Raw genomic sequence first — 22,416 nt, 5'->3', positions numbered from 1 at the left:
CAGAATTACAAAATAAAAACGCCGTCACTAGGACGGCGTTGCACCCCGTTGGGGCGGCGTCTACCGAATACACAGCGTCAACCAGCATGAATGCTGGATAAATGCAGTTCGTGCTTGACCTGTTGCCCCCAAAGTTGCCCCTTGAGTTTGCCTGCTGCTCAAGTTGCGCCAACCCGTTTTCATGGCTTATTTGCAACTCAATCGAACTACACTTTTCAACTACTCTACTAGCATGGCTGCTCACCAAGCAGTGCAATTCATTAATTGTATTAGATTTCGTTGCTCACAAAAGTCATGCCCTTTCACGCGAACGTGCGGATTGCCCTGATACTTGCATGTATCATCCTGGCTTGATTGAATAACGATTTCTTCTGCTATATTATCAGGATCAATAAATATCAGAGGGGAGCCATCATGTTCAAGCCTGCCCTCTACACCAACTAACCGATCCCATGCAACGGGAGAATCAACGAATGAGCCTCTCGTTTCGACATGCCGCGTTTACCGTTGTTCTCCTCTTTGTGGCTTCCACTGTCCACGCCAAGACTGCTAGCGAAATTTACGAACAAGCCGCAAGAAGTACGGTCGTCGTAGAAAACATCAACAATAAAGGAGGAATTGCTGCATTGGGTAGCGGCGTCGTACTGCCAGACGGGGATGTAGTGACCAACTGCCACGTAATCAAAAATGCCAGCCAGCTCAAGGTACGCAGCAACAATAAAAAGTTTCCTGCTGTCCTGCAATATTCTGACTTGGTTCGGGATGTATGCTCTCTTCGCGTCGTGGGTCTTGGCGCACCGGCAGTTGTGGTCGGCAGCACTAAAATGCTCAAAGTCGGCGCGAAGGTATTTGCAATCGGCGCCCCTAAAGGCCTAGAACTTACGCTTTCGGACGGTATCGTTTCCAGCCTGCGCGAGGTTGAAGGCGACCTCATCATCCAGATCACCGCAGCAATCTCTCCTGGCTCCAGCGGTGGCGGACTATTCGATGAGAACGGCGCGTTAGTCGGATTGACTACTTTTTTTATAACCGAAGGGCAAAACCTCAATTTCGCTGTTCCCGTTGAATGGGTGGAAGAGTTAGCCAAACGCAGCATCAATTCGGAAAGAAAAGCATTGGAGGAACGAAAAGCTAAGGCGGAACAGAAAATTCTAGCCGAGGAGAAGACACGAGTCGAGGAGAAGGCACGAGCTGAAGAGAAGGCACGAGCTGAAGAGAAAGCGCAGGCGCAGGCCGAGGAGAAGAGGCTGGCGGAGCAGAAGGAGCAGGCTGAGCGGCAAGCGAAAGTTGAACAGGAGCGTGCGCGCGCCGTGCGGCAAGCTCAACAAGCTGAACAAGAGAGAGCACTCGCTGCACGAGCAGCTGCTATAAACAAAGTGGTGGATGAGTATACGGCTAAGATTCAGGCCAAGATACGCCGCAATATCGTGTTGCTGCCGGATATATCAGCTGATGTGATTGCGGAGTTTGAAGTGACCATGCTACCTGGTGGCATGGTGTTAAATGCAAAATTGGTTAAGCCGAGTGGAAGCGCGGCATATGACAGTGCAGTGGAACGCGCCATCAAGAAATCGGAGCCGTTGCCCTTGCCGCCGAATGCGGCGCTATTCAATAATTTTCGTGAATTGCGCCTCAAGTTTAGTCCAATCGTGAAGTATGACCGACTACCGTCCTGTCCTGGGACATACGAGACTGCAACTTGGACGAATTGTTTTGGAGAGTATAGATACAGCTCAGGCTCTAAATATGTCGGTGAGTTCAAGAACGACAAATTCAACGGCCAAGGCACCCTTACGCTACCCGACGGCACTACGTACGAAGGCGAATTTAAGGACGATAAATTCAACGGACAAGAGCAGGACGCAATGAAAAAACAGGTCGAAAATGCCATTGCTGATCATAAATGAGGATGATTTTGAAAGCGCAGTTAAAAGGGCGCGACTCGCAGCAGTCCAGGGCGATGCGGAGGCGCAAAACAATATTGGCAGTATGTACTACACAGGCCACGGTGTTGCACAGAACTATGTAGAAGCGGAGAAGTGGTTCCGTCTGGCTGCAGTGCAGGGGCATGCCACTTCGATAAACAATCTTGGCAAGATGTATTACAAAGGTCAAGGTGTTGTGCAAAACTACGCAGAAGCTGTGAAATGGTTTCGTCTGGCAGCAGCACAGGGTGATGCCGAGTCGCAGTACAATCTTGGCGTGATGTTTCATAAAGGTGAAGGCGTTGCGCAGGACTATGCTGAAGCCATGAAGTGGTTACGTCTGGCAGCAGCACAGGGCGATGTACGTGCGCAAAACAATATTGGCAGTATGTACTACACAGGCCACGGTGTTGCACAGAACTATGTAGAAGCGGAGAAGTGGTTCCGTCTGGCTGCAGTGCAGGGGCATGCCACTTCGATAAACAATCTTGGCAAGATGTATTACAAAGGTCAAGGTGTTGTGCAAAACTACGCAGAAGCTGTGAATTGGTTTCGTCTGGCAGCGGTACAGGGCGATGCCAAGTCATTATTTCATCTCGGCGGATTGTATTTTGAAGGAAAAGGTGTTGTGCAGGACTTCGTTCACGCCCATATGTGGTTTAATCTTGCCGCTGCATCTGGCGATATAACGGCTGTAAAACTTCGCGACATCGTTGAAACGTTGATCACCTCCCAGCAAATCGCAGAAGCACAGCAGATGGCAAGTGACTGTAAGCAGAAAAATTTCAAAGGATGCGAGTAGGTGCATTAAGAAATACGGAAGACAGTGGCAAAGTCACCTATGCCATAATAGCCGCCAGCTCTTTCACTAACGGCTATCTTTAAGTGTCGTTTAAACCCGCTTCAATCCTTCCCGCTGCTCATGCAATAACGCAGCCATTTCCCGCAGCATTGTCCTATACCCGCCCTTGTATGCATTGCGTGATGACGCGGCCTTGCCCTCCGCTGTCCGTGCGCCCGTTGAACTAGCCCACGGCTGCCATTGCCGGATTTTTGCCGATTGAATCGCCCGCTGCTCTGGTGTCCAGTGTCTGGCCATGTTGCACCCCTTTTGTTAATAGTTCGTTTGGCTGATTTTTTATTTTCCCGTGCGCGAGAGGCACGGCATCATTATTTACTTGCTGATTAACGCCGATATTCTGTTGCTTGATGAATGCCGTGGGCTGGGGATTCTTGATCTCAGCCAGTGTCTCAAGTGTTGCCCGGCATTGCGACTGGGCTTTGAGGGCAAGGCGCAAATAGGTATCAGTGGTGTTGATATACTCGCCCATGTTCAATGCTGCCCGACGTGCCAGTTCGTTGAATATCGTATCAAGGGTATGCGCCTGAGTTATCAGCATCGATTCTGTGCGCTTCATATCCCCATCTTTCACCGCTTGGATTTGAACCTGCGTTGCTTCGATAAGCGCCATTAAATCTACTTCACCAAAGTTCTTTTTGAAGGCTTGCATTGTTACCGCGCCAGTTACGCTGGGCATAATTACTTTTCGTGCTAAAGCTTCTGCTTTGGTTTCGTCAGTTTTTTTAGCTACCTCTAATGTGTTGGAATCGTGCTTGGCATCAGCAGGTTTTACCTCTGGTTTTGCTTTGCTCTTATTCGTTGCCATAATTCACCTTTCTAATTTAGCTCACATTCAGGCGGCGCAACCATTACCCGCTCTAATCCATAACCTACACATAATGGCCTGCCTGTAACCTACCTTGCAAGCCCACTGGAACAGCCGCTGTCCGTCTTTAATTGCAACATGTGCCTTGTTGCTTAAGATTGCTACAACCGCCGCACTCTAGCCCTTGATAATGAGCTTCAGCGGTCTTGATGGTCAAACGTCTATCTCCAGTGCTAAATATTGGAGCCGCTATGATTTCAATATTTAACACCGTGTTTTTTACGTTCCACCATTAGCGATAAATTCACCGCGTTCATAATCCCAGTCAGAAGCGTAATGCTCACGGCTAATAATTTCACCATCAAAACATTCAGGTTCATACTCAGGGGCTGGAGTTCTTACATATTCGATTGCACAGTTCTCACTGGTTACTTTCTTTCTCACTGACTTAACCCCTATAAAAACCCCATCTATTGGTACATATTCATTATGTTCACTTTTGGGGTACGGTCTAGCCTCACTCTTGGGGCTTGTAGGCGTGGTCAACTCACCATTTTTGAGGCTATAAGCCATCACTTTTGGGGGGCGAGTTTTTTTTTCAGACGGTAGCCAGTCCCGCCACGCGCAAGACTTAAAACCGGTCATAAAAATGCCGTGAGTGTTTTTGACTGTCAGCCAAGTTACTGCAAACTGCGCAGCCCCTAGATGGAATCCACCGCTTTTTGTTTTGTATATAAAACCGTGCGCTATCAATTCATGCGTTGCACGGCTCAGCGTGTTGACACTGAATCCGTACTGTTTCATGTATGTAAATGTTGCTTGTAAATGGCCGTTGTTGTCCTTAGTCAATTGTCGGGTTATTAGCACTAGCAGGGAGCGTGCGGAAAACGTCATATCAGCATAAGCAGGCGAATCTATTATCCTGTGCTCAGTTGCACAGTAAGGATGTTTAAGGTTTGATTTTGTTTTCATATAGCGCAACCATCACGGGGTCTTCAACTGCAACACATTGCCAGCCGTAAGCGCCAGCAGAGGCATGGTTGCATCCTTTGCTAAGGCGTACCCGTCTTTATGATCCGATGCTGATTGCATAGCCTGTAGTGTCATTAATTGAGCTACTATCAGCAGTGATTGTGTCGGCAGATTTGCCATACTTCGCATGCCTGCTTTGATTCCAGAAACTTTGTTAAGCAGCTTGTTAAAATTCATGTGAATTAGCTGTTCATTTGGCGAACCATCGGCCAAAACTTTAATCTGGTCATGAAGCTGGTGGTAGGTTGGCAGGTATTCTGTATGGCGTAGCTCTCGCGCTTTTCGTGCCTCACCAAACACTTTAACCATTTTGACCTTCAAATCTTTTACTTTGGCCGTGTTGCGGCTAAATGTAAGCACCAAATAACACTGGTCTTCGTTTAATGCTCCATACCTTTCACGCTGTCCACTCGGTAAAGGTGAGATTTCAAATACCACCTTTCCAAGCTCACTGAAACATTGCTTGTGCTTGTCCACTAATTTAATTATGGCTTTGGGCGTGTTGCCCAAATGCTTCGCCAGTAAGCGCGTGTCCAAGCGTGCCTCTTCCTTGCATAAAGTTAATGTGAGCGTTTTTAATGAATAATTTTCTTTGGAATGTTGTTGTAGTGGGGCGCTCTTCTCAGTAGCGCCTCTTTCCATTGTGGCTTGCATAATGACCATAGTGAATTCCCATATAAACTAAAAATAATCGTTTTATTACCCTTCCAAGTTGATCCCAGATTGGCCATTAGAGGCACGAATCCAATAAAATAAATCTAATGGTATTCATTAGAAATTTTTATTATTTTCAATGATGCGTGCTCGAATGGACAATCTGGGTTGATTACTTTTTATGCGAATCAGCTATACGTTCAGCAGCCCATCGCTCTACATCAGCAGAAGCCCATGCCGTGACGTTGCCAGATATTTTGTGAGGCTTCGGGAACCTTCCAGCTTTAGTCCATGCCCAAATGCTGGAGCCTGATACGCCAATAATTTGCGTGACATCGGTAAGGCGAAGAAAAAGTTTGGAAGATTTATGGATTGGCGCGTCGTTTTTACTTGTTGAGTAATTCAATTAATTCCTTTCAAATAACATCATTGAAAGGCAGCAAAACCAATCCCACCAGAACCAGAAAAAGGTTCAAAGAAGGATTGTTATAGTCTATCCTCGTCCAATTGAGTCGCATACCATATATGCGGTATGTTGCGCAAGTGTGCTTAAATAGCCTATGATCGCCTTGGAGTTCCGTAATGAAATCCGAAAGGCGGTTTACTGCCATGTAACAAGGAAAAGGGAAGCTTGAGACCTACCCTTTTCTTTCTCTTACGCTATGCCTAGTGGTTTGTTGCAATGTGTACCACTAGATGCATTGCAGCTGAGTATGGTAACTCAACTTCTATTTTTCCGCCAAAAAATTGGACACTGCCACTTAACTTGCTATAATGTGTTGATTTTATTCATCATATCTATTTATATTCTATTGAGATATTATCGTTTTTTAGTACATTTTTACGCGTTTTTTGCATTTTTATGCCTTTCTGCGTGACCTTCAAAAAATTTTAAGTATTGTGTTACAAGTATGCTGCCCCGCATAAACCTTTTAAATTATGCGCACAGCGGTATAACTTCCGCCCCAACCTTTAGCTTATCCAGATAGTCCGCCCATAGCTGCATCATCTTCCGGCGCTCGGCAAGGTGCGCAGTACGGTTGTATGCGCGCCCGTTCGGGTCACGTACGGCATGGGCAAGCTGGTGTTCGATGAAGTCCGGGCGCACCCCCAGCACTTCGTCAAGGATGGTACGTGCCATTGCACGGAAACCGTGGCCGCTCATTTCATCCTTGGCAAAGCCCATGCGCCGCAGTGCGGCCAGCACTGCATTATCACTCATCGGCCTGCCATTGCTGCGCGCCCCCGGAAACACATAGCGCCCGTCACCAGTCAGCGCGTGAAGTTCGCGCAGAATTTCCACCGCTTGGGTTGAAAGAGGAACAAGGTGCGGTTCGCGCATCTTCATCCGCGCGGCGGGAATGTTCCACTCCGCCTTGTCAAAGTCAATTTCCGTCCACTCCGCCCTGCGCAGTTCACCGGGGCGCACGAATACCAGCGGGGCAAGGCGCAGGGCACACTTGGTAACGAAAGCACCCTGATAGCCATCCATGGCGCGTAGCAGATCGCCAACGGCCTTAGGATCGGTAATGGCCGCATGGTGCGATTGTTTCACCGGGGGCAATGCGCCCTTGAGGTCAGGGGAGGGGTCTCGTTCGGCGCGGCCAGTTGCAATGGCATAGCGGAATACTTGGCCGCAATTTTGGTGCGCACGGTGTGCGGTTTCCACTGCGCCGCGTTCTTCGACTCTGCGAAGGGTTGCCAGCAATTCCTGTGCTTTTATCTCGGCAATCGGCCTACCGCCTATCCACGGGAAAATATCGCGCTCCAGCCGCCGGATAATTCGGCTGCCGTGATTCTCTGACCAGGTGGCGGAATTCTTCGCAAACCATTCACGCGCAATTACTTCAAAGCTGTTAGCTCCCCGCTCGGTCTTTGCGGCTTTTACGGCCTTGCGGTTTTCGCTGGGGTCTACTCCATCAGCCAGCAACTTGCGCGCATCACTCCGGCGTTGTCTGGCATCTTTCAGGCTCACGTCAGGGTAGACGCCAAGGGACAGCCGTTTTTCCTTGCCGTCATAGCGATACTTGAGCCGCCACCACTTGCCCCCAGCGGGGGCAACTTCCAGATACAGGCCACCACCATCAAACAGGCGGGCGGTCTTGTCGCCGGGCTTTACGTTCTTTACAGCGGTATCGGTTAGAGACATGGGGGCAACACCTCTCGGTTATTAGTCAGCATTCCCCAATGTTGCCCCCAGCTGCCCCTTGATGTCAATAGATGGCTTAAGACTGGATTGGGCAAAAAAAACCCGCAGAGCCTGTGACTGTGCGGGTTTTATGGACTTCTTTGGACGGCTTAAAACACTAAATTGGTGGAGGCGGCGGGAATTGAACCCGCGTCCGCAAGCACTCTACAGGCAGTTCTACATACTTAGTCAAGTTCTTTAATTTTATCTGATAGACGCCAACTGACAGGCTGCTACCAAACGAGTTACCTAAATCTAATGCCATACAAAGTAACCCTGCATGACACGATTCCGTGTTAATGACCTCACTCATCGCGGCCTTACGACCTTGAGCCCCTCCACGGACAGCAGGGTGTGAGGTTTAACCACTTACGCGGCTAAAGAGTACTTTTCGTCGTTTGCGACTATTGGTTTTCCAGCTGATTTACGAGGTTGCGGGTCCTCGGTATGCCCTACACTGCTTTGCAACCCACGTCGAAGCCAAGTCGCCCCCGGTTTCGATATGATCTGCTACAAAACTTAGCAGATTGTAGCAGTTATGAGTGTCGAAGGCGGAAGAAGTTCAGTGCCTTCTCAATTAACGGTAATAGTCGTTTAAGAGGGTAACGGGTTCTGGGTGAGCAGCTAGCAGCCTGCCCCGGTTATCCTTCACCTGTTGCTTTCATGCAGTGATACCATGCAAATCATTTCGCTGCTTGACTCGTTGGACTACTGTTTTAACAATGATAGATAAAAAAATCGCATTACTATTTTCGCCTGATGGTGCGTTGGCAGAGCACATCCCCAATTTTCGCGCGCGTCCACAGCAGGTTGAAATGGCGCAAGCCATCGCACAGGCAATTACCGTAAACGGACAACTTATCGCAGAAGCAGGCACAGGAACAGGCAAGACTTTCGCCTATCTCGTCCCTGCCCTGCTCGCCGGTGGCAAGGTAATTATTTCCACCGGCACGAAAAATTTGCAAGATCAACTGTTCCAACGCGATTTACCCACGGTGCGTGATGCGCTCAAAGTACCGGTTTCGATAGCCTTGCTTAAGGGTCGTTCCAATTACCTGTGCCATTATCACCTCGAACGCACACAGTCTGATGGCCGCTTTACCACGCGCGAGGATGCACGCCATCTAGCCAAAATTGCGAAATACGCAAAAATCACCCAATCCGGCGACAAGAGCGGTGTGAGCGATGTGCCAGAGAATGCTCTTATCTGGATGCAGGTGACTTCCACACGCGATAACTGCCTGGGGCAGGAGTGCCCGCATCATAAAGATTGCTTTGTACTTAAAGCGCGCAAAGAGGCGATGAAGGCCGATGTGGTGGTGGTGAACCATCATTTGTTTTTCGCCGATTTGATGCTGCGCGACGAAGGTCTGGCGGAATTGCTGCCAGCCTGCAATACGGTTATTTTCGACGAAGCACACCAATTGCCCGAGACCGCCAGCTTGTTTTTTGGCGAGAGTATTTCGACGTCACAAATCATCGAGCTGGCACGAGATGCGCGGCTGGAGGCGGCGATTTCGGCTAAAGACTTTGCCGCGCTTCCCACCGCCACAGACGCGCTGGACAAAGCCGCGCGCGACTTGCGCCTGGTGTTCAAACAGAGCGAGGGGCGCGTGACTGCCATCGCCATTGAAGATTTATCCGGCTGGGCAGAGGCTATAGTCGTGTTGAACGAAAAGCTTAAGCAGGTTAACAGCTTGTTGGAGAAGCAAGCTGAGCGTAGCGAGGGACTGGAAAGTTGCTGGCAACGGGGGCTGGTGATAGCGCAGAAAATTTTACAGTGGCAGGACAAAGAACAAGTGGATAGGGTGCGCTGGCTGGAAATATTCCACCAATCCGTGCAACTCAACACAACGCCGTTGTCGATAGCGGAAATATTTTCCAAGCAAATTAATGGCCACCCACGTGCATGGATTTTCACGTCAGCCACAATCACAGTGAAGCAGGATTTCTCGCACTATCAATCCGAAATGGGGTTATTGGAAGCTCAAACCGCGTGCTGGGATAGCCCTTTCAACTACCCTGAACAGGCGTTGCTATATGTGCCACAAAATATGCTAGACCCTAATAGTTTTGGCTATACCGAAGCGGTGGTGCAGGCGGCTCTTCCGTTGATCGAAGCCAGCAAGGGACGTGCATTTTTGCTGTTCACCAGCTTGCGCGCCATGCAGCGCGCTCATGAGATTTTAACGGCTGAGTTCGAACGCAAGAATCTTGACTTTCCGTTGATGTTGCAAGGCGAAGGTTCGCGTAATGAGCTGTTGAGCCGCTTCCGCGAACATGGCAACGCCATACTGCTGGGCAGCCAGTCGTTTTGGGAAGGCGTAGATGTGCGCGGCGAAGCTCTTTCGCTAGTTGTAATTGACAAACTGCCGTTCGCTCCACCGGATGACCCGGTGCTGGCGGCGCGCCTAGCACTGATAACCAGCCAGGGACGTAACGCCTTCATGGAATATCAATTACCCCGCACGGTAATTAATCTTAAGCAAGGTGCGGGACGCTTGATTCGAGACGAGACCGATCGCGGCGTACTGATGATCTGTGACCCGCGTTTGATAGCAAAATCCTACGGCAAGCGCATATGGCAGAGCTTGCCGCCATTCAAGCGCACGCGTGATTTAAGTGAGGCGGTAGAGTTTTTTGCGTAATTTTCCGTGCTGGCACATGTAATTTGAATATCAGGCCATCAAGCATTCTCAAAACGGTAGGCCCTTGGGGATATATTTATCCTGTCTTGTGTTCTCCGCTCAAATTACCCGTCTTTGCCTGTCGAGATTGATATCCCATCTGCTCACTGCAGCTCCAACCCGCTTCCGTGCCATCCTCAGAAGTGGATTTAATCAAACAGGACGGGGCAATTACCTGACCTTCATCACGCTGAACGAATATGCTTTTCACGCATTAGTCCATGAGATGCTTGCCTTGTACGGGAATTTTGTCAACAATGGCATCTCCTAAATGTGGAATTACCTAAATGCTTAATCAACAGATTGACGATTTCGAAATACCAGCCACGGGCAGCGTAACTTTCAAACTTTTTGCCGCACGCGACAAATCGCTAGTGATTTATTTCTACCCCAAGGACGACACGCCGGGTTGCACGACTGAGAGCCAGCAATTCCGCGATCTGTATGCAGATTTTAAAAAAGCTGATTGTGAAGTAGTTGGTATTTCACGCGACAGCATAGAATCGCATGAAAAATTCAAAGCCAAGTTCAGCCTGCCGTTCGCTCTACTTGTCGATTCAGACGAAACAGTATGTGAACAATTCGGCGTAATCAAGCTGAAGAATCTGTATGGTAAACAAGTGCGAGGCATTGAGCGCAGCACTTTTGTGCTCGATCGAGACGGCATACTGCGCGGTGAATGGCGCAGTGTTAAAGTTGACGGCCATGCTCAGGAAGTACTGCAATTCGTGCAATCTCTAACCACATAAGGAACATCATGCCCCCAAAAAAAACATTGGCTGCAAACCTTACTACCAAGTTATTTGTGTTGGATACCAATGTGCTAATGCACGATCCAACCAGCCTGTTTCGTTTTGAGGAACATGACATTTACTTACCGATATTTGTGCTGGAAGAGCTGGACAATAATAAAAAAGGCATGACTGAAGTCGCACGCAATGCCCGGCAGGCTAGCCGGTTCCTCGACTCTTTAATAAGCGAAAGCACACAAAACATTGATGTCGGCGTGCCATTACAAACGCCAGGCAACAAGGCCGCTACCGGCCGCCTGTTTTTACAAACCCAGTTCATCACCAGCGAATTGCCTGCCAATATGGCGATCGGCAAAGCCGACAACGCTATCCTCGGGGTAGTCATGTTCCTCCACAATCAGCAGCCCAAGCGTTCCGTAATCTTGGTCAGCAAGGATATCAACATGCGCATTAAAGCGCGTGCGTTGGGACTGGATGCACAGGATTATTTTAATGACAAGGTGCTGGAAGATACCGACCTGCTTTACACCGGCGTACTGGCGTTACCGCAGGATTTCTGGGACAAGCATGGCAAGAACATGAAATCCGGGTCGCAAGGTGAACACACTTTTTACGATATTCAAGGGCCGCTATGCCGAGACATGCTGTTAAATCAGTTTGTCTATCAAGAGGACGGCAACAATCCTTTCTATGCGGTAGTCACAGAACAGAATGACAACACTGCTATGTTGCGCACTTTGACTGACCATACTCATACGAAAAATGCAATTTGGGGAATTACGGCACGGAATCGCGAGCAAAGCTTTGTGCTCAATCTTTTGATGAATCCGGAAATTGACTTTGTCACCCTGCTCGGTCAGGCTGGTACCGGCAAGACCCTGCTAACTCTTGCCGCTGGATTAGAGCAAATGCTGGAACAAAAATTGTATTCAGAAATCATCATGACCCGCGTCACCGTGCCGGTTGGTGAAGACATTGGTTTTTTACCCGGTACCGAGGAAGAGAAAATGTCGCCCTGGATGGGCGCACTAGATGACAATTTGGATGTACTCAACCAACCTAGCGCCGAAAGCGGGGAATGGGGGCGAGCCGCCACGCGCGACCTGATCCGTTCGCGCATCAAGATAAAGTCCCTTAACTTCATGCGTGGTCGAACTTTTTTGAATAAATATCTGATCATTGATGAAGCCCAAAACCTCACACCCAAACAGATGAAAACGCTTATCACACGCGCTGGCCCAGGCACCAAGGTAGTATGTATGGGCAACATCGCACAGATTGATACACCTTACCTGACCGAAGGCAGCTCCGGGTTGACTTATGTAGTGGATCGCTTCAAGGGTTGGCAACACAGTGGGCATGTCACCTTACAAAGAGGGGAACGTTCACGTCTGGCTGACCATGCCGGAGAGGTGCTGTGAGCAACCATCATTCGTTAACTCAATTTCAACCCTGCCAAACACCTTGTACTGACATGAGAAGTTTGGGAGAAGGTTTGCCAGATTCCCTATTTTCAAGATTACCTAAATGAGCGAAAAAATCCAAAAATCAGACGCAATCTGGCGCGACGAGCTTACCCCTGAACAATACAAAGTATGCCGCCAGTGCGGCACTGAACCCGCATTTACTGGTACGTATTGGGATTGCCATGACAGTGGACTGTATCGTTGTGTGTGCTGTGGTCACTCACTGTTCGATTCAGATGTGAAATACGAATCCGGCAGCGGCTGGCCCAGTTTCTGGCAGCCGCACCAGCCTGACAGCATCTCTGTAAAAAAAGATGACAGTCATGGCATGGAGCGCGCGGAAGTGTTGTGCAGCCGCTGTGATGCCCATCTTGGTCATGTATTCGAAGATGGGCCGAAACCAACCGGACTACGCTACTGCATCAACTCCGCCGCACTGACACTAGACCGAAAATAATTCCCCTCCATAATTTATCACCATGAAATTATTCTTCGACCTGTTCCCCGTTATTCTGTTCTTTGTCGCTTTCAAAATGTTCAACATTTATGTTGCCACAGGTACTGCAATTGCCGCCATTATTGCCCAAATTGGGTGGGTTAAATGGCGGCATGGCAAGGTAGATACCATGCTATGGGTAAGCTTTGCCATCATTGCCGTATTTGGTGGCGCGACACTTATTCTTCACGATGAGACATTTATTAAATTTAAACCCACTATTTTGTATTGGGTGTTCGCCACCATACTGTTGGGTTCCAATCTATTCTTAAAAAAGAACCTGATGCGTTCTTTACTGCAGGAAAAACTCACGCTTCCAACTAAGGTATGGAACCAAGTCAACTTGGGCTGGAGTCTATTTTTTGTCATACTCGGTGTTGTAAATTTATATGTCGCATTCAACTTTTCTACAGATGCTTGGGTTAATTTCAAACTCTTCGGTGCCACCGGAATGATGCTAGTATTCGTATTGCTGCAAGCAATGGCGCTGTCGAAATACATGAATGAAGAGGAAGAAAATAGTTAAATTTTATATACCATTATCGGCCATGATGTACCTGACAGTCTAACAAAACATCTAGCAACACACCCCGCACACGTGGCACGGCTGCAGGCCTTACAGTTCGAATATCATCTGATACAACGGGCAGTTCGTGGCTCGCTTGGAGAGAGGTAGAAATATATGGAAACTAAACTACACAGCCGATTTTATTTAGCGGTGATGCTTCTGGCGGCTTGTATTACCGTTGACGCCAATGCGCAAAGTGTATTACCCAAACTCACTGATCGTGATAAACCCAATATAGAGATATATCCTAAATACCCTGTGAGCATCACAACAGAACCAGGCGTTAGCAACGACGGTACTGCGGTTGTCGCAACGGTATATCGTGTTACATGCTATACAACAATCCCCGAACTTGATGAGCAAAAAATTCTCGGTTCTCCATTGGTTACTATCGATGGATTCAATGTTGTCGTAAAAAGAGTCCGCTATGGTTTCTCGCCCCTTTGTGGATTTTTAGGGGCTAACGAAGGGCCAGTCGTCCAAAGTATTTTCCTTGGAAATTTTGGTCCAGGCGTGTACAAACTTTCCGCCGTAGGAGAACCGGGTGACAATTTAGACGGTCAGTCCATGAACACGACTACCTTAACGAAAGAATTTGTTGTGCTTACCTTAGAGCAAGCCGGAAAAGCGCTTATCGAAAATCCCTCACCAGGGAGCACTCAGAGCGGGGTGGGGCTGATCTCTGGTTGGGCATGTGTGGCCGACCGTGTTGAAATTAGCATTGATGGTGGAGAGCGTGTACGCGTTGGGGGCGAATCAGCCAGAGGCGATGTAACATCAGTCTGTGGCCATCAAAACGCGGGTTTTAGTCAGCTACTTAATTTTAATCTTTTAGGTGAAGGCGAGCACACACTCCAGCTTTTTGTGAAGGACGTAGCGATTGGCGAGCCTACGCGTTTCACCGTTGTGGTTCCTGCAGGTGAATTTATTCGTGGCCTGAAACGAGAAGCTGTAATCACTGATTTTCCGTCAGCCGGTAAAAATGCAATTATCGATTGGCGTGAATCTGAGCAGAATTTTCGATTGCGTGAAATTCGATAACAAGTATTTTGCTTGGACATTACAAAAATATTAGTCCGATGCGTTTTTAAAGCAATTCGGACTAATCACTTATAAAAATCAATCTTTCATAACAGCGTAATCTGCGCCGCAGGCATTTCGGTTTTTTCAGTTTTCTTTTTGATGCGAACTTTGCCGCAAGAAAAACTTCCACTCCCAGCTTAAAGTGTAAAATCCAGTTTATGTCGGTTAGGATTTGTTCTTCGCCATCTCAGCGTCGTAAACTTATATATTGCAATTAATTTTTCTACAGATGCATGGGTTAATTTCAAACTCTTCGGTGCCACTGGAATGATGCTAGTATTCGTATTGCTGCAAGCAATGGCGCTGTCGAAATACATGAATGAAGAGGAAGAAAGAAGTTAAATGCTATACACCATTATTGGCCATGATGTACCTGACAGTCTAACAAAACGTCTGGCAGCACGACCTGCACACCTAGCAAGGTTACAGGCACTGCAAAACGAAGGGCGTTTAATTCTGGCTGGCCCTTTTCCATCTGTGGATGCTGTTGACCCAGGTGCTGCAGGCTTTTCCGGCAGCTTGATCGTGGCGGAATTTGCTAATTTAAAGGACGCGGAAACATGGGCACAGGCTGACCCCTATATGGCCGCTGGGGTTTATGTTCAAATGCAGGTCAAACCGTTTAAGAAAGTATTTCCAATATGAACCATCCCGCATCCGATCACTCAAACATCCGCATAGAGCAGATGAATAGCCTCCTTGCGGCGCTTCAACCCACAAAAATAGAAATTGTCGATGATAGTCATAAGCATGCAGGACATGTTGGCGCTCGTGGTGGTGGTGGACATTATCGCCTTCTGATTGTGTCCCCACAGTTTACCAGCATGCCAACTTTGACACGTCACCGTATGGTATATTCCGCGTTGGGAGACATGATGAAGCATGAAATTCATGCACTGGCAATTGCTGCCTATACACCAGAAGAAATATAATTTTTAATTTAACTTTCTAACTTTAAGGACAGAACGATGCTCAAATTTTCAAAACTTGCCACTATCACTCTGTTTTCTGCACTTGCAGTGAATCAGGCTTATGCGCAACACAAACCTGTCGCGGTAGTGAATGGCACCATCATCTCGCAAGCTAGCCTTGACATGCATGTTAAGACTGCCGCTTCTAAAGGAACCGAAGATTCTCCTGAACTGCGTTCTGCAATTAAAGAGGAATTAGTCAACCGTGAAATAATGGCACAAGAAGCGGTAAAGCAGGGTTTCGATAAACTACCCGAAACCATTAGTCAATTTGAGCTAGCCAAACAGACTGTTCTTGTCAATGCATTTTTACAGAATTACCTTATTAATCACCCAATTAGCGAAGACTTGATCAAGCAAGAATTTGAAAATATCAAAAAAACAACTGGAGGCAAGGAATACAACACACGACACATTTTGGTAAAAACTGAAAGTGAAGCGAAATCGATTGCCGCCCAATTAAAAAAGAAGGGAAAGTTTGAAGAGCTGGCAAAAAAACATTCCTTGGATCAGGGTTCGCGTGACAATGGTGGTGCACTGGGTTGGGCTCTGCCAGGCAATTTCACGCCAACATTTGCTGATGCGCTGGTAAGTCTTAAAAAGGATGGGGTAAGTGAACCAGTAAAATCTGAGGCTGGCTGGCATCTGATTAAGCAAGAAGGTGTGCGTGATTTCAAATTCCCTGATTACCGGGATGTAAAAGGGAACATATTGAAACGCTTGCAACAACAAGCAATACTCAAAGCTGTCGCTGACATGCGTGCCAAAGCAAAGATTGAATAAACTGATTTAAGTAAAAATAAAAGGCGACCTTAGGTCGCCTTTTTATTTTGCATGCACATTTGCAAACGATTAACTAACCCATTTGCGCGCATTCTGAAACATTTTTAACCATGCTCCATTCTCCTTCCATTCTGCTGGACGCCATGAATACTGTAAGGCTCGGAACAGCCGTTCTGGGTGCGGCATCATAATACTGAATCGTCCATTAGCGGTGGTCAGTCCGGTAATACCTTGTGGCGAACCGTTGGGATTAAGCGGATAAATATCTGTCGGCTGACCGTAATTGTTCACATAGCGTAGTGTGACCAGTTGTTTCGCCGCCTTCAAACGTTTGTCGTTACCAAAATTGGCATATCCCTCGCCGTGCGCCACCACGATCGGCATACGACTCCCTGCCATGCCATCAAACAAGATCGAGGGCGAGGGCTGCACTTCCACCATCACGAAACGCGCCTCAAACTGCTCTGACACATTCCGCTCAAAATGAGCCCAATGTTCTGCTCCTGGAATAATTTCATGCAAATTGCTCATCATCTGACAGCCATTACACACGCCCAGAGCAAAAGTATCATCGCGATTGAAGAAGGCTTCGAACTCATCACGCGCGCGCGGATTGAACAAGATGGATTTTGCCCAGCCTTTACCCGCCCCGAGTACATCGCCATAAGAAAAACCGCCACACGCCGCCACCCCTTTAAAATTCGCCAATTTCACGCGGCCAGTGATGATGTCGCTCATATGCACGTCTACCGCAGCAAAGCCAGCTCGGTCAAATGCCGCCGCCATCTCAACATGGCCGTTTACACCCTGTTCACGCAAAATTGCGATCGGAGGACGTAATTTCAACAGCGCGGGCGCAGTAATATTTTCGTTCAGGTCGTAAGTGAGTTTCATATGCAAGCCAGGATCGGCAGCATCCAGGACGCGGTCATATTCCTGCTGGGCGCAAGCCGGGTTGTCACGTAGTTTCTGCATCCGGTAAGTCGTTTCCGACCAGATACGCCTCAGCTTTACGCCAGCCTCGCTGAACAATACTTTATCTTGTTGCACGATATCTATCATGCCGCTCATATTCAGTGTAGCTATCGAACGTACCGCTGCAAGCCCAGCGCTATGGCACACGTCTAGTACATACTGCAAATCGCGGCAATTTACCTGCACCACCGCACCCAGCTCTTCGTTAAACAATATACTTAGGTTATCTCCCGCCAATTCATCAATATTTATGGTCAGACCGATATGGCTAACAAATGCCATTTCGCACAGCGTGGTAAACAAGCCACCGTCCGAACGGTCATGATAAGCCAGCAACTTGCCCTCACCATTCAGGCGCTGAATAACGTCGAAAAATATTTTCAGCTTGCCCGCATCATCCAAATCGGGCCCAATATTACCCACCTGCTTATACACTTGCGCCAGCGCCGAGCCGCCCATTCGGTTTCTGCCCTCGCCCAGATCAATCAGTAGCAATACAGTGTCTAAATTGGCTGCCAATTGCGGCGTCATTGTTAAATGTGCATCCATGCACGGCGCAAAGGCTGTCACGATCAGCGACAATGGAGCCGTTACCGCCTTCTTCTCGGTGCCTTCCTGCCATGCTGTACGCATGGACATGGAATCCTTACCCACTGGAATACTAATGCCAAGTTGCGGGCACAGTTCCATGCCCACCGCACGTACGGTGTCAAACAGCGCTGCATCTTCGCCGTGATGGCCAGCGGCGGCCATCCAGTTGGCCGATAGCTTGATGTCGCCAATTTTTTCGATGCGCGCCGCTGCAATGTTGGTAATTGCCTCGCCCACAGCCATTCGCCCGGAAGCTGGTGCGTTCAACACCGCCAGCGGTGTGCGCTCACCCAAAGCAAAAGCCTCGCCCAGTGCCGTATTGAAGCCCATCAAAGTAACTGCCACATCCGCGACTGGAACTTGCCACGGCCCCACCATCTGGTCGCGTGCAGTCAAGCCACCCACAGTACGGTCACCGATACTGACAAGGAAAGTTTTGTCGGCCACGGAGGGTAAGCGCAACGTGCGCTCAATTGCATCTTTAAGATTTATTTTGCTGACATCAAATGCAGGAAGCTTCACAACCTCACGCTTTACATTACGCGTCATTTTAGGAGGCTTGCCCAACAGTACTGACAACGGCATATCCACCGCATTATTTTTAAATAATTCGTCATGCACGATCAATTGGTCATCGGTAATTGCATGCCCCAATACTGCGAAGGGACAGCGCTCACGCTCGCACAAGGCTTTGAACTCATCTAAACGTGCCGGATCAATCGCCAGTACATAGCGCTCCTGCGCTTCGTTGCTCCAAATCTGCATGGGCGACATACCGCGTTCTTCAGAAGGAACCGCACGCAATTCAAAACGAGCACCGCGTCCACCGCCATGCACTAGTTCCGGCAAAGCATTGGAAATACCGCCCGCACCAACATCGTGTATGGACCAGATAATGTTGTTGTTACCCATCTGCCAGCAACGATCAATCACTTCCTGCGCGCGACGTTGCATCTCCGGATTACCGCGTTGCACCGAAGCAAAATCCAGATTTTCCGTATTGGAACCTGTATCCATACTGGATGCTGCACCGCCGCCCAGACCGATCAACATCCCTGCCCCGCCCAGTTGGATCAGTAGCGCGCCCACAGGTAACGCATGTTTGTGAGTATGCTGCGCCGCGATACTGCCCACCCCACCCGCCAGCATGATGGGCTTGTGGTACCCGCGCACCTCGTCGTTGACGGTCTCTTCAAAGGTGCGGAAATAACCTGCAAGATTTGGACGGCCAAACTCATTATTGAACGCTGCACCACCAAGTGGTCCTTCCAGCATGATCTGCAAGGCGGAAGCGATGCGTGACGGCTTGCCATAAATCGGATGAGCTCCATCTCCACCCGGAAGAGAGTTAGCGAGAGCGCCGCTGGCAATTTCCCACGGCTGTTCAAAGCCAGGAATATTCAAATTTGACACAGAGAACCCAGTTAGCCCTGCCTTGGGTTTGGAACCCGCACCAGTCGCACCTTCATCGCGTATCTCGCCACCCGCTCCAGTGGCAGCACCGGCGTAAGGCGAGATTGCCGTGGGATGGTTATGCGTTTCCACTTTCATCAAGGTGTGCGTCAACTCATCTCTATAGGCATAGCCACCATCGGTGCGCGGATAGAAACGCTCAATGCGCGCGCCTTCAATCACAGAGGAATTATCAGAATACGCAACCACCGTACCTTCCGGATGAAGCTTATGGGTATTGCGGATCATGCCGAACAGCGAGATCGCCTGCTGCTCATCGTCTATCACCCAATCCGCATTGAAAATCTTGTGACGGCAATGTTCGGAGTTCGCCTGTGCAAACATCATTAACTCTACATCGGTAGGATTGCGCCCTATTCGATGGAAACTCTCCACCAAATAATCAATCTCATCGCTGGACAACGCCAGTCCCATCTCAATATTTGCTGCAGCTAGCGCCGCATTGCCGCCTAGCAGTATGTCCACAATAGAAAGCGGCAGTGGCTCACCCTGACGGAAAATCTTTTCTGCCACATCATAGAAGCCTGTTTTGAGACTATCCACAGGATCAAACACGGACTCAGTCATACGGTCATGCAGTAGCGGCAGCAACGCTTTAAGCTCTGCTTGCGTCAGCGCTTTACCATTCTTAGTCTTGACGGAATACACAACGCCGCGCTCAATGCGCCTAACTATTTGCAAACTGCAATGCTGCACAATATCAGTAGCCTTAGATGACCACGGCGAGATGGTACCCAAGCGCGGCACAACTAGCAGATGTTGCAACCCGTTCTCACCACTATGCCCTCCCTCCCCTTCTATCGCATCCTCTAAATCGAGCAATGTACCCAACAAGCTGGCTTCAGTGACTAATAAATCCGCATTGAGCTCCACAAAATACCAATGGCATGCATCTGCTATCTGTATATTGGGCAGGGCGTTGCTGATAACAGCACGCAATTTTTCAAGACGGAAGGAAGACAGCGCGGACTTGCCGGGGGAGACGCGGAACATAAAAAGGTTCTCAGGGGCTGTTAAAAACAGCTTGCCATTATACTATGCGACCTCATTTCCACCCGAAGGAAAATACATTCATGCCAACCGCCGCACCGCGCATCCCCGCCATTACACAAAAACAAGTTGCAGCCTTTCTATCCCCTCGCCCGCGTGACAGCCACAAAGGAAACTTTGGTACAGCAGCCGTCATAGGAGGGGCCAGCGGCATGGTTGGCGCACCTCTGCTGGCTGCGCGAGCGGCGCTCAAACTGGGGGCTGGCTGCGTACATGTCGGCATGCTGGCGGAAAACGCTCTGAGCGTTGATATATTGCAACCCGAGTTAATGCTGCATAACGCACAAACGGTATTGCGTCTGCCCAAGCTGGATGCGCTAGCCATCGGCTGCGGCATGGGGCACAACGACATTGCCCAGAAAGTTTTGCAAGATGCACTCCAGCTGGATACCGCTCTGGTACTTGATGCTGACGCACTTAACATTCTTGCCATCCGCCCAGACTTGCGCACTGTATTGATTTCTCGCCAGAATGCCAGCGTCATTACCCCACATCCTGGTGAAGCCGCACGCCTGCTCGGCTGCACCACTGAAGAAGTGCAGGCCGCACGCTCCGAAGCCGTACAGGAACTGGCTAAACGCTTTCATAGCACCGTGGTATTGAAAGGAGCACACAGCCTGTGTGTCACTCGCAATGGCAAAATATATGTAAACAAAATCGGCAACCCCGGCATGAGCAGTCCCGGTATGGGCGATGTACTGACTGGCATGATCGCAGCCTTTATCGCCCAAGGATTAGATGTGGATCAAGCCTTATTATTGGCAGTGCATCTGCATGGCGCAGCAGGCGATGCAATGGCAAAACAGAAAATTACAATCGGCATGACAGCCACTGAAGTGACAGAATCGGCGCGCTGGCTGATAAACCAATGGATAATACAAAGCAAATAACTTCATTACACATACCTGTATCCACGCAAAGCAGCTGAAAAAAACAAAAAATTCGGTAAACAGCATGAGCCTCTCTATAGATATTCGCGAGGAGTCCGGTGTACGCACCCTGCACTTTGGTTCTGAGTGGATCCAAGGTGCGATGCGCATCGCGCGTCCATGGAACCTGGAGCTCGATTACACCAAAGAAATGATGGCGAGCTTACTATTTCGCGAGGAGACCCGTTTTCCCCGCAAGGTATTATTGATTGGTCTCGGTGCCGCCTCACTAACCAAATTTCTTTATCGCAACCAACCACTGGCCAAACTCACTGTGGTAGAAATCGAACCCGGGGTCGTCGCTGCAGCCCGGCAATTCTTCAAGCTGCCGGAAGACCCCAAGCGATTGAAAATAGTGATTGCTGATGGTGCCGAATTTATAGCCAACAGCGAGCAGTCCTATGACCTGATACTAGTGGATGGATTTGATGCCAATGCCCGTGCTGGCGCGCTCGATACCTTGCCGTTCTATCAAGTTGCACGCGCCCATCTGAGCGAAAATGGCATCATGGCTGTCAATCTTTTGGGTCGCAGCCGTGGGTTCAAAAATAGTGTCGAACGCATCCGTAGTGCTTTCGATGGCCGTGTCTTGGCTTTTCCTTCCTGCGACAGCGGCAACGCCATTGCCTTTGCCACAGCGGGCGAACCAATTTGCATTTCGATGAATGATCTGAAGGGTCAAGCGCTAATTTTAAAACAAAATACTGGCCTCAACCTGCTGCCAACCCTGACGCGACTGGAGAACGCAAAGACCTGTCAAGGCGGCATGCTTGAGATATAACGATGCTTATTATTAACGCGAAAGCCCACGATTTTCTTGCGAGAAAAAGGCTAGCTATTGAAGGAGGATAACTCGTCCGCAGATATGGTTCGGAATGAAGGTGTTGCTACAATGGCAACGATGAAAGTTTGGGACGGTGGCGAATGAAGCAAATCCGCCCTCAGAAAACCGTGCAGATCAAAAATATATTTCAATATAAAAAACTCTCATCCAGACCGATGCTTGCCTAACAAATGGTTCAGATTGTGACTCGCCTTTCGTGATCGCAATCTGAACTTACTTGTTATATCAAGGGCACCTCTAAAAATCCAATTTTCGTCACAATACTGCGTTACTCGAAAAAAA

At 48.9% G+C, this 22,416-nt stretch carries 20 protein-coding genes, 1 other RNA gene and 1 pseudogene; 14 read left to right on the top strand and 8 right to left on the bottom strand.

Annotation, left to right across the window (positions count from 1 at the left end; all coding sequences use genetic code 11):
* Positions 1-473: 473 nt before the first annotated feature.
* A complete protein-coding gene (tolA, locus tag MJ769_RS11330; RefSeq protein ID WP_239237250.1) occupies positions 474-1,907 on the top strand; it encodes a cell envelope integrity protein TolA in 1,434 nt (477 codons plus the stop codon).
* The gene (locus MJ769_RS11325; RefSeq protein WP_239237249.1) at positions 1,885-2,727 is read left to right on the top strand and encodes an SEL1-like repeat protein; all 843 of its coding nucleotides are present in this window, start codon (positions 1,885-1,887) and stop codon (positions 2,725-2,727) included. Before tolA ends, MJ769_RS11325 begins: the two co-directional genes overlap by 23 nt.
* Before the next feature lie 223 nt (positions 2,728-2,950).
* Here MJ769_RS11325 and MJ769_RS11320 read toward each other — a convergent pair whose 3' ends face one another.
* From MJ769_RS11320 to ssrA, 6 genes are all read right to left on the bottom strand, one after another.
* Positions 2,951-3,592, bottom strand: a complete 642-nt coding sequence (locus tag MJ769_RS11320; RefSeq protein WP_239237248.1) for a hypothetical protein — start codon at positions 3,590-3,592, stop codon at positions 2,951-2,953.
* A 279-nt stretch (positions 3,593-3,871) separates the two neighbouring features.
* Complete coding sequence (locus MJ769_RS11315) at positions 3,872-4,564, bottom strand: hypothetical protein (RefSeq protein ID WP_239237247.1); 693 nt, start codon at positions 4,562-4,564, stop codon at positions 3,872-3,874.
* Positions 4,565-4,576: 12 nt separating this feature from the next.
* The gene (locus MJ769_RS11310) at positions 4,577-5,287 is read right to left on the bottom strand and encodes a Bro-N domain-containing protein (RefSeq protein WP_239237246.1); all 711 of its coding nucleotides are present in this window, start codon (positions 5,285-5,287) and stop codon (positions 4,577-4,579) included.
* A gap of 163 nt (positions 5,288-5,450) precedes the next feature.
* Positions 5,451-5,684, bottom strand: coding sequence for a helix-turn-helix transcriptional regulator (locus MJ769_RS11305; RefSeq protein WP_239237245.1), 234 nt, complete (start codon positions 5,682-5,684; stop codon positions 5,451-5,453).
* A gap of 531 nt (positions 5,685-6,215) precedes the next feature.
* On the bottom strand, positions 6,216-7,427 hold the full coding sequence (locus MJ769_RS11300) for a tyrosine-type recombinase/integrase (RefSeq protein WP_239237244.1): 1,212 nt from the start codon (positions 7,425-7,427) through the stop codon (positions 6,216-6,218).
* Positions 7,428-7,590: 163 nt separating this feature from the next.
* Positions 7,591-7,959: a transfer-messenger RNA gene (gene ssrA, locus MJ769_RS11295) on the bottom strand.
* A 229-nt stretch (positions 7,960-8,188) separates the two neighbouring features.
* Here ssrA and MJ769_RS11290 point away from each other — a divergent pair.
* Positions 8,189-10,114 (top strand): ATP-dependent DNA helicase, encoded by a 1,926-nt coding sequence (locus MJ769_RS11290; RefSeq protein ID WP_239237243.1) that lies wholly within the window; start codon positions 8,189-8,191, stop codon positions 10,112-10,114.
* Positions 10,115-10,190: 76 nt separating this feature from the next.
* Here MJ769_RS11290 and MJ769_RS11285 read toward each other — a convergent pair whose 3' ends face one another.
* Positions 10,191-10,364: a hypothetical protein gene (locus tag MJ769_RS11285; RefSeq protein ID WP_239237242.1), complete on the bottom strand. Its 174-nt coding sequence runs from the start codon at positions 10,362-10,364 to the stop codon at positions 10,191-10,193.
* Positions 10,365-10,440: 76 nt separating this feature from the next.
* On the opposite strand from MJ769_RS11285, the gene MJ769_RS11280 reads away from it, so the two are divergent.
* The 9 genes and pseudogenes from MJ769_RS11280 to MJ769_RS11240 all read left to right on the top strand — a co-directional run bounded on the left by MJ769_RS11280 (position 10,441) and on the right by MJ769_RS11240 (position 16,272).
* Complete coding sequence (locus MJ769_RS11280; protein WP_239237241.1) at positions 10,441-10,902, top strand: peroxiredoxin; 462 nt, start codon at positions 10,441-10,443, stop codon at positions 10,900-10,902.
* Positions 10,903-10,910: 8 nt separating this feature from the next.
* Positions 10,911-12,326, top strand: coding sequence for a PhoH family protein (locus MJ769_RS11275; protein WP_239237240.1), 1,416 nt, complete (start codon positions 10,911-10,913; stop codon positions 12,324-12,326).
* Positions 12,327-12,432: 106 nt separating this feature from the next.
* Positions 12,433-12,828, top strand: coding sequence for a peptide-methionine (R)-S-oxide reductase MsrB (msrB, locus tag MJ769_RS11270; protein ID WP_239237239.1), 396 nt, complete (start codon positions 12,433-12,435; stop codon positions 12,826-12,828).
* A gap of 22 nt (positions 12,829-12,850) precedes the next feature.
* Complete coding sequence (locus tag MJ769_RS11265; RefSeq protein WP_239237238.1) at positions 12,851-13,393, top strand: septation protein A; 543 nt, start codon at positions 12,851-12,853, stop codon at positions 13,391-13,393.
* Positions 13,394-13,549: 156 nt separating this feature from the next.
* Positions 13,550-14,476 carry a hypothetical protein gene (locus MJ769_RS11260; RefSeq protein ID WP_239237237.1) on the top strand — a complete coding sequence of 309 codons (927 nt, stop codon included), beginning with the start codon at positions 13,550-13,552 and terminating at the stop codon, positions 14,474-14,476.
* A gap of 228 nt (positions 14,477-14,704) precedes the next feature.
* Positions 14,705-14,860, top strand: a pseudogene (locus tag MJ769_RS11255) (septation protein IspZ); the annotation flags it as partial.
* Positions 14,861-15,163 (top strand): YciI family protein, encoded by a 303-nt coding sequence (locus MJ769_RS11250; protein ID WP_239237236.1) that lies wholly within the window; start codon positions 14,861-14,863, stop codon positions 15,161-15,163.
* A complete protein-coding gene (locus MJ769_RS11245) occupies positions 15,160-15,450 on the top strand; it encodes a BolA family protein (RefSeq protein ID WP_239237235.1) in 291 nt (96 codons plus the stop codon). Before MJ769_RS11250 ends, MJ769_RS11245 begins: the two co-directional genes overlap by 4 nt.
* A 126-nt stretch (positions 15,451-15,576) precedes the next feature.
* Positions 15,577-16,272, top strand: a complete 696-nt coding sequence (locus MJ769_RS11240) for a peptidylprolyl isomerase (RefSeq protein WP_239237234.1) — start codon at positions 15,577-15,579, stop codon at positions 16,270-16,272.
* Between the two features lie 69 nt (positions 16,273-16,341).
* On the opposite strand, the gene purL is transcribed toward MJ769_RS11240, so the two are convergent.
* Positions 16,342-20,304 (bottom strand): phosphoribosylformylglycinamidine synthase, encoded by a 3,963-nt coding sequence (purL, locus tag MJ769_RS11235; RefSeq protein WP_239237233.1) that lies wholly within the window; start codon positions 20,302-20,304, stop codon positions 16,342-16,344.
* Positions 20,305-20,384: 80 nt separating this feature from the next.
* Between purL and MJ769_RS11230 the strand changes: the two genes are divergently transcribed.
* Together MJ769_RS11230 and MJ769_RS11225 are read left to right on the top strand one after the other, a co-directional pair.
* On the top strand, positions 20,385-21,251 hold the full coding sequence (locus MJ769_RS11230) for an NAD(P)H-hydrate dehydratase (protein WP_239237232.1): 867 nt from the start codon (positions 20,385-20,387) through the stop codon (positions 21,249-21,251).
* Between the two features lie 64 nt (positions 21,252-21,315).
* Positions 21,316-22,071: a fused MFS/spermidine synthase gene (locus tag MJ769_RS11225; RefSeq protein WP_239237231.1), complete on the top strand. Its 756-nt coding sequence runs from the start codon at positions 21,316-21,318 to the stop codon at positions 22,069-22,071.
* The last annotated feature ends 345 nt before the right edge of the window (positions 22,072-22,416 follow it).

The sequence above is a fragment of the Candidatus Nitrotoga sp. BS genome (assembly GCF_927797785.1).
Taxonomy (GTDB): domain Bacteria; phylum Pseudomonadota; class Gammaproteobacteria; order Burkholderiales; family Gallionellaceae; genus Nitrotoga.
The sequence above is the reverse complement of the archived record's forward strand: the minus strand, read 5'-3'. Positions and strand labels throughout refer to the sequence as shown.